12 protein-coding genes are annotated in these 16,747 nt (G+C 66.9%); 6 read left to right on the forward strand and 6 right to left on the reverse strand.

The annotated features are described in order from the left end of the window. Positions 1–69: 69 nt before the first annotated feature. From AOK08_RS39695 to AOK08_RS48170, 3 genes are all read right to left on the reverse strand, one after another. Positions 70–1,590 (reverse strand): DNA primase family protein, encoded by a 1,521-nt coding sequence (locus AOK08_RS39695; protein WP_055535127.1) that lies wholly within the window; start codon positions 1,588–1,590, stop codon positions 70–72. Then, a complete protein-coding gene (locus tag AOK08_RS39700) occupies positions 1,587–2,690 on the reverse strand; it encodes a bifunctional DNA primase/polymerase (RefSeq protein ID WP_107101162.1) in 1,104 nt (367 codons plus the stop codon). Before AOK08_RS39700 ends, AOK08_RS39695 begins: the two co-directional genes overlap by 4 nt. A gap of 184 nt (positions 2,691–2,874) precedes the next feature. Continuing rightward, complete coding sequence (locus tag AOK08_RS48170) at positions 2,875–4,062, reverse strand: hypothetical protein (RefSeq protein WP_241827299.1); 1,188 nt, start codon at positions 4,060–4,062, stop codon at positions 2,875–2,877. Between the two features lie 2,047 nt (positions 4,063–6,109). Between AOK08_RS48170 and AOK08_RS39710 the strand changes: the two genes are divergently transcribed. Then, the gene (locus tag AOK08_RS39710; protein ID WP_055535130.1) at positions 6,110–7,372 is read left to right on the forward strand and encodes a Fic family protein; all 1,263 of its coding nucleotides are present in this window, start codon (positions 6,110–6,112) and stop codon (positions 7,370–7,372) included. A 209-nt stretch (positions 7,373–7,581) separates the two neighbouring features. On the opposite strand, the gene AOK08_RS46235 is transcribed toward AOK08_RS39710, so the two are convergent. Beyond that, the gene (locus AOK08_RS46235; RefSeq protein WP_157877005.1) at positions 7,582–8,784 is read right to left on the reverse strand and encodes a hypothetical protein; all 1,203 of its coding nucleotides are present in this window, start codon (positions 8,782–8,784) and stop codon (positions 7,582–7,584) included. Next, positions 8,781–9,878, reverse strand: a complete 1,098-nt coding sequence (locus AOK08_RS39720) for a ParA family protein (RefSeq protein ID WP_055535135.1) — start codon at positions 9,876–9,878, stop codon at positions 8,781–8,783. Before AOK08_RS39720 ends, AOK08_RS46235 begins: the two co-directional genes overlap by 4 nt. A 1,214-nt stretch (positions 9,879–11,092) precedes the next feature. Between AOK08_RS39720 and AOK08_RS39730 the strand changes: the two genes are divergently transcribed. From AOK08_RS39730 to AOK08_RS39745, 4 genes are all read left to right on the forward strand, one after another. Continuing rightward, complete coding sequence (locus AOK08_RS39730) at positions 11,093–11,488, forward strand: hypothetical protein (protein WP_055535138.1); 396 nt, start codon at positions 11,093–11,095, stop codon at positions 11,486–11,488. A gap of 53 nt (positions 11,489–11,541) precedes the next feature. After that, positions 11,542–11,877, forward strand: coding sequence for a hypothetical protein (locus AOK08_RS39735; protein WP_055535140.1), 336 nt, complete (start codon positions 11,542–11,544; stop codon positions 11,875–11,877). Between the two features lie 1,033 nt (positions 11,878–12,910). Next, positions 12,911–13,942 (forward strand): DUF8094 domain-containing protein, encoded by a 1,032-nt coding sequence (locus AOK08_RS39740; protein WP_157877006.1) that lies wholly within the window; start codon positions 12,911–12,913, stop codon positions 13,940–13,942. 154 nt (positions 13,943–14,096) lie between these two features. Then, a complete protein-coding gene (locus AOK08_RS39745; RefSeq protein ID WP_157877007.1) occupies positions 14,097–14,264 on the forward strand; it encodes a hypothetical protein in 168 nt (55 codons plus the stop codon). A gap of 251 nt (positions 14,265–14,515) precedes the next feature. Here the strand turns inward: AOK08_RS39745 and AOK08_RS39750 are convergent, their stop codons facing one another. Continuing rightward, positions 14,516–15,364, reverse strand: a complete 849-nt coding sequence (locus AOK08_RS39750) for an SAM-dependent methyltransferase (RefSeq protein ID WP_079054554.1) — start codon at positions 15,362–15,364, stop codon at positions 14,516–14,518. Between the two features lie 266 nt (positions 15,365–15,630). On the opposite strand from AOK08_RS39750, the gene AOK08_RS39755 reads away from it, so the two are divergent. Then, the gene (locus AOK08_RS39755) at positions 15,631–16,509 is read left to right on the forward strand and encodes a hypothetical protein (protein ID WP_055535146.1); all 879 of its coding nucleotides are present in this window, start codon (positions 15,631–15,633) and stop codon (positions 16,507–16,509) included. Positions 16,510–16,747: the final 238 nt, after the last annotated feature.

Raw genomic sequence — 16,747 nt, forward strand, 5'->3', positions numbered from 1 at the left:
GGGGGGGAGTGGGGGGTGAGCTGGCCTTTGGTGAGCAGGGACTGTTCTCGGCGGGTTCGGTGGGGCCGGTCATGACGGTCCCTGGAGACCGGCGGGCGGGTTGATGAGTTCGATGCCCTTGTAGATCTTGCGGCCGTTGGAGGTGGGCAGGTTGGTTCCGGGCGGGTGGTGGATGGCCAGGCGGACCTTCTCCCCGAAGTGGCGGGGTTTGATGGGGTCGACGCCCTCGTCCTCGCACCACGTTTCGTAGGCGAGGCGCAGGGTGCGCTGTTCGGTGCGCAGGGCGCCCGGGTCGCCGAGCTTGCAGCAGTCGGAGAGGAAGCGGCCGAAGGTGTCCTCGGCCTGGGCGTAGTCGCGGGTCGCGGCGGCGACGGCGTCGGAGTGCGTCAGGTGCGGGTCGTTGCCGTTGAGGTACTTGAGGGTGCCCTGGACGATCCAGTGGAGGATGCCGGGGCCTTCGGATTCGACGAGGAGGACGTCGAGGTCGGTGATGACGTCGTCGACCGTGTGCTCGAAGGGGACCAGGCGCAGGCGCCGCCAGAAGCCGCGGCCTCCGGCGGGGACCGCAGGGCGGTGGTTGCCCAGGAGCCACAGGGTGTGGGTGGGCCAGAAGCTGAAGAAGTCCTGGCGGACCTTGCGGGCCTTGAGCCGGTCGCTGCCGGTGAGCAGGGTCATGCGGGCCTGGTCGAAGCGGGCGCCGGGGTTGAGTTCGCTGCACACGATGAGGCGGCGGCCCTGGAGGTCGGCGAGTTCGGTGGGGTGGTCGGAGTAGGGCTTGGCCATGAGGAAGTCGTGCGGGGCGGTGTCGGCGTAGTCGCCGAGGAGGCGCTGCAGGACTCCGGCCAGCACGCTCTTGCCGTTGCCGCCCTCGCCGTGGAGGAACGGCAGGATCTGCGCCGAGGTGAGGCCGGTGATGGTGTAGCCCATGACGCGCTGCATGTAGCTGGTCAGGGCCGCGCCCTTGGCCCCGGGGCCGAAGGTGTCGGTGAGGAACTTGTCCCACAGCGGGGTCGGCATGGCGCGCGGCGCGCACAGAGCGGCCCGGGTGTGGAATTGGCTGGGGTGGGCCGGGCGCAGCACCCCGGTGCGCAGGTCGACCACACCGTCCGGCGTGCACAGGGCGTAGGGGTCGGCGTCGAGCTGCTCGGACGTCAGCTCGAAGGCGGGCATCTTCTTCGCGACCCGGATCAGGGCCTGGTTGCCCTGGTCGTTGAGGGTCCGGGTGATGTGCCGGCGCAGCTGCTGGCGGGTGAAACGCTCGTTGGGATCTCGGGTGGCGAGGTTCTCGCCGAGCTCGAACGCCGCCTCGGAGACCGCGCGGGCCTCCAGGTCGACCGCCCACCGGTAGCCGGCCCACCGGTACCAGCCGATCCCGGGCACGTACCGGAAGTCCTCGCCGTACAGCCGCTGGAACAGCGCGGCGTTGCCCCGGTCGGTCAGCGACCGCGGGACCAGCGGTTCCGGCTGAGGCTGGGCGGTGCGGTCGCCGGAGCCGGGCGTCGCCGCGTCCGGGGTATCGGAGTCGGGCGCGCGGCTGGCCGGCACGGTGGGTGCGGTCTCCTCGGCCGCGGCCGCATCGGTGGTCGTCATCGTTCGTCTTTCGGGTGCAGGGCCCGCCGCTTACCCGCGGCCAGACCGGATCGAATGATGCCCAGGGCCACGGCCTTCTTGGTCGGCCGGGCGATAAGTGCGGCGTCGAGCAGTGCCGTGTGCGCCGCTTCCTCGGTTATGTGAGCGCCGGCGACCAGGCCCCCGAGGGTGAACGCGGCCCGGTTGAGAATGCCCGACCAGCCCGCGCCCTCGGGAACGCGACGGCAGTCGGCGACAGCCTCCAGCACGGTCACGGCCGTCCGCTCCGCCCACCGCCCCGGATCCTGCCCGGCACTCCCCCACCGCGCCGCCGATGCGGCCGCCCGTGCCCGGTTGGGCACTGGACTCTCCGGCCGGACGCGGTCCGCAACCGAGGGCAGGAGGTGTCCGGTGCGGGTCAGTTCACCGGCGAGCCAGCTCGGCAGCAGCACCGGCTCCCGGCACGGCCCCACCACCTCGTACGTGCCGGCCTCGGTACGCGTCCCCGGCGCCACGATGTAGCCGCCACGGGCCCGCACATCCAACTGCCAGCCCAGCACCGGGCCTTGGTGATCCCCACCGGCCGAACCGCGCCACGCGGTACGGGCAGGAGCACGAAACCACAGGTGCAGCCCACCGCTCGGCGTACGCACCGTCATGGTCAACCCACCATCCGTCGGATCGGCCTGGCCCCGCGTCCGGGCCAGGAGACGCAGAACGTCCGGCCCGTCCTTCACCGCCGCCACCTGCTCAGGTGTCAGGTCCACCCCGGGCAGAAGCTGCTCGGCACGCGAGGGCGGACTGCTGCTGTGCCGGTCGACGTCGACGACGACCAGCTGGGCCGGCCCGGTCGACACCGCCACCCCACGGCCGGCCACCGCCCACCAGTGCTCGATCAAGTCGGCGTCCAGAGTGGCGGCGTAGAAGCCGTGACACAAGCCGCCCCGCGCCAGACACGCGCACTCCTGCGGCGGGTGCGGCACATACCCGGCGCTCTGCTGGCTGCACCGCTCACAGCCGCGCATCGGCGTCTTGCGGCCCGGAGCCAGCGGGAATACCGGATACCCGCGTCCCGCACACCAACGGGCGACCCGCACCGGCTCGACGTCGCCCGCACTCACCGCAGCCTCCTTCCTTCGGACCGGCCGGCCGTGAGACGGCCCGGCGCCGCCCTCGTCATCCGCGCAAGGCTCACCCAACACCACCGCCCCCGCTTCCCGCTGCCTGCCGACACCCGGCGGCAACCACGTCTCGGCACCCGGCAGCTCCTGCTGGTCCGGCCCGAGAACAGCTCCAACGTCTCGTTCACGCCGCACTCACCCGCTCCCGCACCCGGTCGGCCGCGTCCTCACAGAGCTCCCGTACCGCCAGCTCGGGCAACACCCGTGCCCAGTCCGTCGGATTGGCCACCTCCGGCCAGCCCAGCGAGCACACGGCGCGCAGTTCGGCCAGGAGCTCATCCAGCCACCGCTCGGCCACACGGCGCCGCGCCCCCTCCCCCGCTTCCCGTACGGCCTCTTGGGCCTCCGGCGTGTTCGGCTGGTGCTGCTTGCGCCGCAGGGCCGAGGCCGCCATCCGCGCGGCCTGCTCGGCCTCCTCGTGCTGCCCGAGCCGGACGATCACCGCCCGCCGCCGACGGTCCCGCAACTCCTCCATCAACCGGCACCCGTTCCACGACAGCGCCGCCTCGTCGACGCCCTGCTCCCGCAGCTGGACGAGCCGCTCCTCCAGCGCCGCCCGGGTCGCGCGCTCGCAGTCCTGCCACAACGCTCGCGCCCCAGGTGCGTCGGCCGGGTCGAACCGCAGCACCAGGGCGAACGCGACCGCGTCCTCAACGGCCGCCTCGATCCCGCGCCGCTCCGTGCACCCTAGGCACAGCCCGCAGGCCTCCGGCACCCCGCAGTCCGCACACGGCGCCGCCGCCCGCGCCCACTCCTCCTCGGCGAACCGCTGCCGCTTGACCTCGTACGACGCCTCCCGCACCGCCTGCTCCGCCACCGCCCGCTCACGCGCCGCAGCCCTGCGGACCAACTCCTCGCGCACCGCCTCCTGCAGCCGCCGCTCGACCTCCCGGCCCACCTCGCTCTGCGGCACAACCAGCCGGCCAGACAGCCGATCCTCAAGAACCCGGTCCGCCACCGCCCGCCGCAGCCCGCGCCGGTCCCCGATCAACACCTGGCAGCTCTCGCACGCCCCCCTCGTGTCGAGACGGATCCCCTCGTCGCACAGCATCGACCAGCAACCGGCCCGCTGCGGCAACCCGACCTTCAACAGCCAGGCCACCACGTCCTTGACCGGCTGCCTCTGATCCCGCAGCCGCCGCTCCAGCCGCTCGCCCAGCACCCGCTGCGCCAGCTCAGGAGCCACCAGCCCCCGCAGCCGCCCGACCTCACCCCGCACCGCGCCAGCCAGCCACTTCCGTGTACTGGACCGCCCCACGCTCGCCCACAGCCAGGCAACCGGCGCCAGCGCCTCGCCCAAGTCCGTCGGCACCGACGCCCGACCACGGAACACCCATCGAGCGCCGCTGGCCTTGTCTCCCTCCGACCAGAGCCGATCTGGCTTTTCCCCGCGCAGCGGGCCACCGGGGCCAACACCGGCCGAGGCTGTCGATGAACCTACGGCTCCCTCGCGTGCACGCACGCACTCCGGAAGATCACCTTCGCCCCCGACGGCAGAGCCGGAAAACCCACAATCACCCGCACCCTCACCACCAACATCAACCACAACAGCGTGGTGGGCGTGAAAGTCTGCACCATCAGGGTCGACGTCTGCCGTTTCAAAGCCATCCTGAGCTGCGAAAACCGCTGAATCAACAATCTGTTGACCCCTGAGGGCAGTTTGAGGTGGGCTTTCTGTTCCCCCTGTGTTGGTGTTTTCCAGAGTCAGTTGTTCCCAGCCTTCGCCTCGTAGGGGCATGTCATCGGCCTTGGTGTGTTCGGAACACTGAGGACAAGGCACGGCATTGTCTTGGGAAGCGGCCGTGTCTTGCTCACAGACGGCAGTGGACACGCTCTCAGCTACCGGAACTGCTCGATTGTTCGCGGCCGCCACTGGCTGCACTCGCAACTGGTCCGAACCGCCCGCCACAGCCCCTGTTGCCTGCAGACGTTGGAGCACTGTGGAGGCAGCTGGCACGCCGCAGCCCAGTATCCGCGCGAGCGTTACTGCGGCTCGTCCAAGCCGTGCGACCTTCTTGGGCAAAGGCCCCCCCACCAGCGGCACTCGGCCGTCAGGGCGGGCATGAAGCACTAGGAGGACCATCGCCAACCGATCCGATGCCGCTCCCCTACCTCGACGAGCGGCTAGTAGTCCCGGAGGCGTGGCGCACTTCTCGCCCCAGCCCGGAGCGAAGAGGGATTCTAGGCACCGTAGAAGCGTTGCCAGTTCTGACCTCGACAGAGCTAGAGGCGCTCCCGTGTTGGCGCGGGCTTCCCAGAGCAACTCCACTCGGTACTCAAGGCCCTTGGGCAAGCCATCCACCCCACGGACGACACGGGTAGCTACTGCCTCGATCTCGCGTAGTACCCGGAGGACCTCGTGGTCGATCGTTGACTCTGAGACCCCAAGCCAGCGAGCCAGTTCACGCGCAGTCAGCTCCACACGGCATGATCCGAAGCTTGCTTTCGCGAGCAGCACTAGCGCGCCGACGCGAACGACATCCTTCTGATTGAGGAGTCGGGCGTCGGCAAGTAGAGCACGAACGGCTGTGAGCAGACGCACTCGCATGGCACGCCCCAACTGCAGGGGATGCCCCGGAGCACTCGGTGTGCTCCCCGCGAGTACCGGTGAACTTTGCTGCGGGGCTTGAGAGGCGAGACCAGACGAATGATGCTTTGGTGTTTTAGCACTATTTTTGTCGGTAAAGGCGCTATCTTCCTGCGACGCGCGCGCGCCAGTTTTTGGCAATGGAAGACTAGCCCTATGGCTGGCGGCTATGATCTGCTCCAGAACTGCATAGGGGTGAAGGCACAACACAACCGACCGCTCGACCCTTTGATGGAAAAGTCCTGGTCAGCGGGGGTGAAGTTGAGTACCGCCTTGAAGGCGGGCTGGTCAGGTCAGGTTGTCGTTGCTTCCTCCTCCCCCTTGTTCGGCACGCGGGTGGCACCGCAGGCCGTCAAGTGACGCCGACGCAGTCGGCTCGATGCGGCAGACATGAAGAAGACTCGGGGTGGCGCCCCGAGTAGTGGCGATGGGCGACTTGGCGAAGTCGCCCAGTGAGGCGACCCAGGGGGTCGCCTTTTCGCTTTCACTCCGGGACTGGAGACTGCAGCCGAGTGACCGTGGCGACGGTCCAGCCGTTGACCCTGCAGAGACGCATCGCGCCTCGCGCACACCCGAAGATCGTGAGTCCGGCATGCTGGCAAGCGGACGCCCGACAAGTAGGGCTTGAACCCCGCTTGCCGGAACAGCCTCTTGCATCACACCAAACATCACGGGGCACAGACTATCCTTAAATGGATCTGCCTGAGGCTGAACCTTTGGAGCGTGTCTAGTGGCAAGGTTTTCGGAGCGGCGCTGGCCATCACAGCCTGGCGTGACGGCCAGCGTGGATGAGCAGCACCCCCGGACGTTCGCCGCGTACGAGCCCGATCTGCTCTGCGGGCGCGGGCTCCGTTTGTCGGCCGAGCTTGCGGCAGAGGCTGCCGAAGTGGATCAGTTGGTCCGGGCCTTCAACAATGCGGCGCCCACGAGTCCTCATTTGGAGTCTCTGGCCCGCTTCCTTCTCCGCTCCGAGGCGGTGGCATCCTCGCGAATCGAGGGAGTGGTGGCCTCGGCGCGAGCGATTGCACACCTTGAGCTGATGCTCGCCACAAAGGCGGGCGATGACCAGCGCACCAACCGCGGCATCAGCGACAGCGCACGGGAGGTGGTCAACAACGTGCTGGCTCTCCGGAGCGCCGTCACCGCATTGTCGGGGGCGCAAACCGTGACTGTCGAAGACATCAACGGCTTGCAAGAGGCGCTGATGGTGGAAACGGAGCAACACGAGACGTCCGGGTTCCTTCGGACCGTGCAGAACTGGGTAGGTGGCAATGCCTACGGCCCGCAGGGAGCGGAGTACGTGCCGCCCGGCCCCGAGGCCGTTGCTCCACTCATGGAAGATCTCGCCGCCTTCATCTCCGAAGACCACCCTCTTCCCCTGGTACAAGCCGCGCTTGTGCACGCCCAGTTCGAGACGATCCACCCGTACCACGACGGAAACGGCCGCACAGGGCGCGCCCTGATCCATACCGTCCTTGCCAGGCAAGGGCTAGCAGTCGGACACGTTCTGCCGATCTCCATGTCCCTGCTGGCACATGCCCGTGAGTACATCGCCGGCCTCAACGCCTATCGCTACGTCGGAGAGCCGGACAGCGCATCCGCGGCGGTCGGCACAGATGCGTGGATTCGAGTCTTCCTGGCCGCGACCAGGGATGCTGTTGCAGAGGCTCGTCGCTTCACTGACGAACTGGCTCAGATGCGGAAGACCTGGTTCGCAAAGCTCGTGCACTTCAGGGAGGGCGAAGGCCGTCGTGGGCAGCCCCGAAAGGGAGCAGCAGTCGTGCGATTGATGGAACAGCTGCCTGGGGTTCCGATTGTGACTGCGCGAGCAACACAGTCACTGCTCAACATCTCGTTTGTTGCTGCTTCTGGTGCTCTCGAGGAGCTGGCTGGGGCCGGTGTGGTGCAGGTCAAGGAGGTGGAGCGCGGCACACGGGCCTATCTGGCAACCGACGTACTCGATTTGATCAATGGCGCTGAACGGCGGCTTACCTACACCAAGTGGGATCTACCGGAACTCGATGCCTGGGTCTGACTGGCCGAGTCGGCCCCTGAAGCGCGTTTCCTTTAACTCGGCAACCGGACCATTAAAGGTAATCGCTACTCTCCGTAGTGAGATCTAGCATTGGGTGGTGAGGCAGGGCAGTACTCTGTCGCAGGCCGTCTTGCCCTGGCCAGGCAGCTGGCCAGGGCAAGACGAAGAGGATGACAGGTCGGACGGAGACGGATGCCCCAGACCGAAATTCACTGAATGGTCGTGACAAGGTGCTTCTGGAAGAAGGCCGTCAGAAGCGGTCGCTCCCCCGGCAAGCTGCCTACGTACTCGGCTAGGCACGCGCTGACGATCTCGAAGGGCTTCGCCTGGAGACCCTGAATCGACTCCATGAGATCCATCATGCGGGTCAGACGTGCGTTGACGTCTGCGCGGAGTGAGCACACTGGCCTGTAGTTCGCCAAGTTGGCGCTGTCAGGATCGCTGAGGATGTACCTGCGGTAAGCCAGCCCCTTCTGCGCGAGCTGCCATACGTAGTCCCGCTCCTCTTCCATCGCATCCATGTCGATGCCGGTCGGATCGAGCGGTCGCAGCACCGGCTCCAATGCGGCGTCGACGTAGTGAGCGATCGTGAGCTTCGGCCGCTGAAGCGTGAGCGTCTTGATGAGTGCCTTGTCAGCCGTGATCTGCGTGCCAACCTGGTCGGCCACAAGCCCGTAGAGGTTGATGTTGCGGTTCTCGAAGGCAAGAGCATTCAACTGCGACGCGCTGTACACGGTCAGGAGAGAGGCGTAGTTCGGTGCCTGCTGCGAGAGTTCGAGCATCGCTTCTTGGCCGCGCTGACGCGGCTGGTCTGCGTTGAACGGCTCGGTAGTCCTGCGGCGACCCGGCCGGCGCGCGGGAAGACCGGAGAGCGATGCCGATCCTCGAACGGCGGGGGCAGTACCAGGCCCGGCCCAAGTGGTCAGTTCCGACGAGCGAGTCCGAACTCCATCCTGGGAATCAGCAGGCGAGGGCTCCTTCTCGGCCCCCCTGCTCTGCTGGATGGCCGCGGTGTTCGCCTGTTCGTCACCAGCGCCATCGCTTCGAGGGGAGGGGGTGCGAGCAGCAGAAGTGTGCGTAGGAGCCGCTGAGGTGTTGTGAGAACTCGTCGACTGGCCCGTAGCTTCCGTCGCAGCAGCAGCGACGGAAGCTACGGGCTCAGCCGATTCGGTTGCCACGTCACGCCTTGCGTCAGTCTCGTCCTGCTGTGAAGGGACGGACGGAGTAGGCGCAGGGGCTGCCTTGGCAGGCACGAATCCGCGGGCCGGACGGAAGTCATCCTCATCGTCATCGTCGTCGAGGCCACCGAGATTGATGTCGGGAACGATGAGATGTGACTTCTTTTCACGGCCAGTTGCCTTGGGGCCGTTCGCCGCTTCCGTGGTCTTGCTCTTAGCGGTCGAGTTGGTCATGATGCCCCCTGCATCTGGTTGTCACTCTCACGGAGCGCATTGTTGCGCTGACGAACCCGTGCGATCACGCCTCGCGCCAGGTTCGAGTAGTCCTCAGCGAGCTTGATCGACTGCTCTGCATCCACGTATCGGCCGTTTTCATCCCGAGGCCGGGGGACCAACTTGCCCTCGTCATCGTGAAGTTGGCCTGCTGCCGCGAGTGCGAACTCACGGGCGGGCCGACCGTGATTCCTGCACAAGGTGGCGATGGCGCGAGCATCTCGAACGTACTCGTCCAGGATCAGACTGGGATCCATGTTGGCGCCCGTGATCAACGTTTCGATCTTAGCTCGGACGTTGAGGAGCTCTGTAGTCGGCTCGCCCTTGACCTTCCGGAATCCCACAAAGGCGATAGCGGTGAGCTCCGCCTCAGGGTTGAGACGACGGTTGGTGCGGATGAGTCGAGTGAGAGTGCCAAGACCCCCGAGCGCAGCGTTATCGGTGTTCCGGATGGGAGCAACCAGGTGTGTCGCGGCGGCGAGCCCTGTGCGCTGAATGGCCTTGTCACCAGGGGCGAAGTCGAGCACGATCCAGCGGTACAGATGCGAGATCTGCGCCAGGAGGAGAGCCAGCATCAGGTAGGCGGCGAGAGAGTGAGCGTCAGACAGCTTGCTGATGCGAGCAGCGATATCCGCGCAATGCTTTCCTGAGACGGTTGCATCCAGGAACGGTCGAACGTTCCTGACAACCTTCAGGTTGCCATCGTTGGTGATCGCGTCACGAAGGGCCTTACCGTCGTCGTTGAATGAAGAGGTAGCCAGCCCCAGATCCAGACGGCCGTCGCCGTTGTGATCGAGCTCCATGTACAGGATGGGCTTGGCCGACTTCCCTTGAGCGTCACGCAGGGCCTGCTCCTCCGCCAGCATGTAGGCCAAGTTGGTTGCGAGGGTGGTCTTACCTTCCCCTCCCTTGCCGATCGTGGCCCCAATGACGTTCCGCAGGTAGGGACGCAGTTGGTTGACAAGCTCACTCAACTTCTCGTCGTCGGACATGTCATCGAACTCGATGATGGCTTCAAGTCGACTGGTCAGTTCGGTGTACTCGTAGATTTCCAAAGCTTCTCCGCTGTCGCGAGGTGGCCACGAGGACCACGCGCGTGCTAGCTCACATGAGATGCATTGATCTGCACCCGGCTCGCGTGTCCCTTCATGCTCGCGGGTGACCTTACACGGAGACGCGAGTCGATGTCACGCCACATCAGGGCGTGTCTCCGGCAGGCAAGTTGACTTCTAGAAGATCAAACATTCCTTCCCTGGATTCTTCGTATCCGAGCGTCGATCGGCAGTTCATTTATTCAAACGAATTCAAGATGGAACGACTCATCATTCTCCATTTCGGCCACTTGGTGAGTGTCTAGAATGATCGATTACGACGATCTCAAGCGGATATCTCTTCGAGGTGAGTGCCCGAGTGAGTAAGTGAGTGAAGTATGTGATTTTGTGAAACTAGCAGGTCAAGGGGCATTTTGCGATTCCTTGACCTTCGTGGCGGTGGGATTCTGATGCGGCGTCAGGCGAGACGGATCGTCTCGATTGGGCTTGGTTGGGGGGTTGCTTCAGCAGATGCCGCGCGAAATTGATTTCTCGTACGGCGAGTGGATGGCGACGACGGAGCGAGGGCTCGTTGAGAAATGGTCGGCGAGGGCGAACTGTGTGGAGCGTTGCCCGTGAATTCCCGTGCATCGCACCCCCTTACGCACTCGATCCATGGCTACGGGGGCGTGCGCGGCGAGGCCAACGCTCCGCACACGACATGGCGTAGCACTCACCTGCCCCGCCCGTCCTGCCCCCCGCCCGCGCGTGGTGCGGTGTTCTCGCGGCGAGAGGTGACCGCGGATCCTGTGGTCGAACTACAGGTAGTTGAGGTTCCGGAAAAAGGTGGGCCTGGCCTGGGTGGTTCCCGGGCGATGAAGATCGGTGTCCGGTCCGGCGCCCGTTGTAGGGAGACCGTAGGGCTTCATGTTGCTATGCCCTGCTTCTTCTTCCTTGGTGGTGCGTCTGGCAGGAACGGGGCGATGAAGGGCTTCGGACGCTGTGGTGCAGTCGAGGTCCAGTCCACCATCGGGCGGTGTGGGTGTGGCGTCGTCCCTCTTCGTCATCTACAGGAACGGATTCGCGACCATGCCGATATGTGCGCGGCTTGCTTGCCTTTCGGCGGTTGGCAGGCTTGGTATTTCTCTCGTGGTGTCGGGGGTGCTGCTGGTGTCGGGGGCGCTGGCCCATGGCATGGACTACGGCAAGGCCGGCGCGTGCATCCCGGAGGGCATGTCATGCCACTGACGAAGAACCCGCGTGTCCACGCCGGCGTGGTCGTCGGAGCCCTGAGTGTCGCTCTCGTGACCGGCCTGGCCGCCACGCCTGCTTCGGCGAACAGCTCCGGCTGGTGGACCTCCCAGCACGGGCGCGCCGAGGGTTTCTACAACTCCAACAATGGCCGCGTCTATGCGAACGACCTTCGAAAGGACGGCTACTCCGCGATCACTCAGGTCCGCACCAATCGCGACGGGTACTTCGTCGTCGATGTGAAGGACAAGCTCGCGAACGGCCAGGGCAGTTGGAAGACACCGACTCTCTACCGGGGTGTCGTCTTCAAGATGCGGGTCTGCGCGGTGAAGGGCAAGGACAAGCCCACGCAGTGCTCGGCGTGGCACACGTTCGAGCGGTAAGAGCTGCTCCGTGTCGCGGAGCGACATGCGCAGGAAATAGCGAGGACGGAACGATGAAGATACTCATGGGTCGTGCCACGGCCGCGACCGCGCTCGGTCTTGCCCTCACCGCAGGTGTGGGCATCTCGGCGGCCGCGCCGCAGGCGTCAGCGGCCAGCAGCTTCAATCAGCAGATCACCTGCACGAAGGCCGACGTCCGCACCAAGGCGAACGGCAAGGGAAAGCACGTGATGTACGTGTATGAGAAGGGCAAGGACTACGGCCACATCACCGGGTCGTGGCTCGACAAGAACGACAACATCACGTACTGGTACGGCACCTGGCACCACGGTAAGACCGCCAAGAAGGGCTTCGTGAAGCTCGCCTGCGCCGACCCGCGCGCCACCTGACCAACGTTGAGCACTGAGGACACCATCGCCGGGAGGCCCGACCAGGGGCCGCCCGGCGTCCGTCAGGAGGCGGATCGAGCTCGGCCGAAGCGTGGGCAGCGACGAACCGGACCGACAGTGGTGGGAGATACGTATTGATCAGTGCGGACGGCCCATGGCGCCTGCGACGTGTCGGCGACCGGCCGGGGCTGATGGCCAGGTCGCTGGCGGTGAGGTGTCCGGGTGGGGGCCCTGGCCGACAGTCGGGAGCCGCGAGCCCGGTTCTGCGGCGGTATGGACGGCGGCCTGCTGCCGGACAGCTTCCCACCTCGAACTTACGGCCGCTTGGACGCCGCCCGCGTCCAGGCGGCCAAAGTGGGGTTCCTGCTGATCGTGCACCCGCTCGTGGACGGCGGCACGTTGTGGTGGCGGACCGAGACCTACGGCGCAGCTCTGGGGAGCGGCGTGTGTTCGCCGAGGTTTCCGTATCGCGCGTCGCCGCTCCCTGAGCCATCACCAGCTTGAGGGCCGCCGACAAGCCAGCCCGGTGGCCCTCAAGATGTTCACGGCCACTGTGCCGAAGGGTTCGCAGAACGCGGCTGACGAGCACCCATTCGTTGTGCCGACACAACAACTTCCGTCACGCAACAGGCTCCGAGCCGCGCGGCGCCATGAACGCTCGGGGCACGGCTCACAGATTTCCGTGTCGCGGGGTCGGCCGCAGTCTCGTGGCTTGAGCAGTTTCCAGCTCTGCTGCCATAGATCTGCCGCTTCTCAACGGGCCTGGGCTGGTGGGTGAGTGGAGGGCAGCGCGAGATTAGCCGACCGCTTGGTGTCACACCGCGGCCGCGACCGGCACCTGTAGCAGATGAAGAGGCGAGCGCCCCCTTGTCGCCCGCCGTCGAACCCGATCAGGAGCAGCTCGATGACCGCCGTTGTCCCCGCCTCCGCGGCCTTCGCTGGCCCTCCGTGTCGTAGTCCGGTGCGTGCAGCCCCGTAGCCGCCCCGTCGCTTCCTTGTCTTGTCTCGCTCCGATCTCCGAGGAGAAACTCCCGTGATTCGCCACTTCTCATCTGCTGCTCCGCGTCTGCGCAGGCTCTGTGTGTTCGCGCTGGGGGCGAGTACGGCCCTCACCTTGACCGCCTGCGGCGCCGGTTCGGACACCGGCGCGACCGGCAAGCCCACCGCGAGCACGAGCCCAGCGCCCCAGGGAATCATCACGGCGGCGGCAGCCAAGGCCGTGCTCGACTCCTACGAATCGGCCAACAACCGGGCCAACAAGGCCCGGGACGAGAAGCTGCTGGCCACGGTCGAGTCCGGACAGCTCAACGAGCAGTCCGCCGCGGATTACAAGCAGTCATCCACATGGTCGGCCAAGAAGAAGAAGGAGTACGGCACCAGCTTCTCCTACCAGAACCGCACCTACTACATTCCGGCCGCCGACACGGCCGACTGGTTCGCGGTCAAGGCCACCTCCAGCTATGGGGACCACCCCGAGACGCTGCTGTTCTTCGACAAAACCGGCGGCACTTACAAGATGACGATGGCGTTCTACACCTCCAAGGACGAGCCCTTCCCGAAGATCGCCGTCGACAAGTACGGGCTCGCCCAGGTCGCGAAGCCGTCCCAGAAGGTGGGCGAGCGCTCCCCGTCCGAACTAGGTGGCCTGTACGAGGACTTCTTCGAATCGGGAGGCACGAAGAAGGCCGCGTCGGTGTTCACGTCCACCGACGCCTCCAAGGAGTCGACCAAGGTCTACAAGGAGCGCAACGACGGCAAGCTCGCCCCTTACACGACCAAGAAGTACTTCGCCCAGGACCCGGCGCACCCCACTGTCTACGCGCTTAAGCTCGTCGGCGGGGGAGTGGTCACCGGATTCCCGACCGCTCACACCCAGGAAGTCATGCTCAAGCCCCAGTACATGAGCAGCTTCCAGATCGGCCCCAGCGACGCGGAGGCCGTCTACGACCAGAGCCGGCGCACCGTGATCACCGACGAGTTCCAGGGCCAGGGCCTGGCTGAGATGAGCCCGGCCGGCAAGCCCAGGGTCCTGTCCATCGAGTACCGGATGACCGACTCCCGCTGACGGCCTCCGGCGATCTGCTCACCGGGCCGGGCGGCCGAAGGCGCGGACCACCGGGGCGTTCACCGGCCGCGCACCGAGGCCCGGTCCGGAGGGGATGGTGCTGCTGGTGCCGGACCTCGGCCGCCCGGATGTCGTAGGCGGGGGAGAGGAGCCCTTGACGATCAGCGGACGGTTCGGCGTCTGGCAGCTTCTGGTGCTGATGACCCCGGCCATCGCCGCCATCCAGCTGCTGCCCTTCGCCCTCCGGGTGCAGCCCGCCCAACTCGGCCGGCGCGCAACAGGCTTCGCCGGCGCGCGGGCGGTCCTTCGTCCTCGTGGCTAGCGTCGAACCCCGGATCGCCGAGGCGGCGCGCGACGCGATCGGTGCCGACTCCCCGGTCTGCACCGCGCTGTTCGCAGTGGTCATGGCGGGGATGATCATGTCCTCCACGATCAGCTCCTACAAGGCGGCCGGATCCCGCGACCGCCTTGCAGCGGTCGGCGAGACGTTCGGCGGCCCTGAGCCGAGGCAGAGCGCCGGTCACATGGTGACACGACGCGGGCCGTGCGACGACGTCCTCGGGGACGCTGTTGTCAGGTCTTGCGTGCCATCCCCGCATACAGGCAGACCTGCTCGTTGCTGAAGATGCCGGGGCCGCTGCCGGCTTCCGGGCGCCAGCGGTGTGCCGGCACCACACCGGGCTCGACGAGCTGGAGGCCGGCGAAGAAGCGGCGGATCTGTGACCGGCGGCGCGGCTGGGCGACGATGCCGTGCCGGGCGCAGACGTCGATGACCGCACGCCACATGTCCGGGGCGAGGTCTGCGGTGCAGTGACTCACGCTGAGGTATGAACCGGGAGCGAGCTGCTCCAGGAGACGGCTCACGGCGTCGTGGGGCCGCTCGGTGTCGAGGACGAGGTGCAGTACGGCGTGCAGGCTCACCGCGACGGGACGGCCGAGATCGAGGACGTCCTGCTCGGCCACGGCGGCCAGGACCTCCTCGGGCCTGGTGACGTCGGCCTTCATGACGCAGGTCCGGCCCTCGGGCGTGCTGTCCAGGAGCTCGTCACCGTAGACGAGGACGATCGGGTCGGTGTCGGCGTAGACGACCCGGCAGTCGCGGGCGACGTCCTGGGCGACCTCGTGCAGGTGGGGACTGTCGGGGAAGCCGGTCCCCAGGTCCAGGAACTGCCGTACGCCCTGGCGCGCGGCATAGCGGACGGCGCGGCGCATGTAGGCCCGGTTCACGCGGGCCACGGTCTCGATCGCGGGAAGTACCCGCATCAGGTCGCGGGCGGCATCCCGGTCCACAGCGTAGTTCGTCTTCCCGCCGAGGAAGTAGTCGTACAGCCGGGCACTGTGGGGCCGGTCCTGCCCCAACGCGACCTGCTCGTACGGAACATCGGAACCGGGACCTTCGGATTTCGGCGTGTGTTCGGTCATGCCGGCGACGGTAGACGTCGAGCAGGCCGGGCGGTTGCTGCTCGCCAGCGTCAGCGGCGTCTTCACGCTGGTCAGCAGGGCGCGGCGGCAGCAGGAACCCGGTGCAATTGCATGCGGGGAGGCTGGGCGGCGCCCTTGGCGAGTGGGGGCGGTGCGAGAAAGCCGGGCGCTTGGTGTCACACCGTGGCTGCGGGCGGCACCTGTAGCAGATGAAGAGGCGAGCGCCCCCTTGTCGCCCGCCGTCGAACCCGATCAGGAGCAGCTCGATGACCGCCGTTGTCCCCGCCTCGCCCACTCTGCCTGCCGACGTCTTGGGCTTCGTCCGGCATCCGCCGACGGCCCGCCACGCCCGGCGTGAGCGGGCCCGCCAGCTGCTGCGCGCGCCCGGAGTACGGCCCTTGCTGGAGGAGGCCGTGCACATTCCGCAACTGCGGGCGGGGGTCCTGGCCGTGGCCCAGGTCGACGTCGCTGACGTGCCCGACAGCGTGTTCACGGCACGGGCCGAGCACTGGATGCGCGTCGCCCGCACCACCTGGCAGGAGTCCGCGGCGTTCTGCGCCGACGTGGCCTGGCAGGCACGGCGCGACGGACGCCGCCTGGCCGAGGAGATCCCCGGCGACGGCGTCGGCGACGCGTTCACCGCACGGACCCGCATCCACCTTCTCGGCCTCGCCCTGCGCTACGACTTCCGCCGGTCCGCACTGGAGGAGGCGATGCGCGCCCACTGCGGCCCCTGGGATGTCTTCAGCCGGGCCCTGTTCGCGTTCGCGCTGCTCGGCCAGTCCAAACCGCAGGGACTGCAGATGATGGACGAGGTCCTCGCCGACGCCGGTGACGACGTGAAGGTGCTCCACACCCTGCTGCATGGACTGTGGCTCGGCGACGGCCTGCCCCAGCGCCATCAGCACATGCTGGGCATCCTGGCCCGGCCCCCGTTTCGCGGGCGCACCGATGCGGTGGCACTGTTCCGGGAGGCGGGCCTCCTGCGGGAAATGCGGTGCTTCGGCGAGGCCCTGGCCACCATCGACCGGGCGCTGGACCTTCTCCCGCCCGGTGACCTGGGCGTCCACGACGATCTGGTCCGGGAACGCGCACTGATCATCGTTGCCCGCGACGCCCACGACCTGAAAACCCGCTCCTGGTGACTGCGCGGAAGCCGTGCGCTGCACCGAGCCCTTGGAGGCGTGGTAAGGAAGGTGTACGAAACGGCTTGAGTGAATCGCAGCCGCGGTGGCGGTCGGGTTCAGGGGGCGTCGGGTGCTTCGCTATCCGTGGTGGCGATGGCTCGCACGCCGAAGGGCTTCAGAAGCTCGGGCCTGAGGGACAGCCGGGCCGTCGTAGGCCACTTGAGCCCACCGCCCTTGGTCATGCCCGGCGGCATGA

Origin of the sequence: Streptomyces graminilatus (assembly GCF_001418565.1) — a bacterium.
In the GTDB taxonomy this organism is placed as follows: domain Bacteria; phylum Actinomycetota; class Actinomycetes; order Streptomycetales; family Streptomycetaceae; genus Streptomyces; species Streptomyces graminilatus.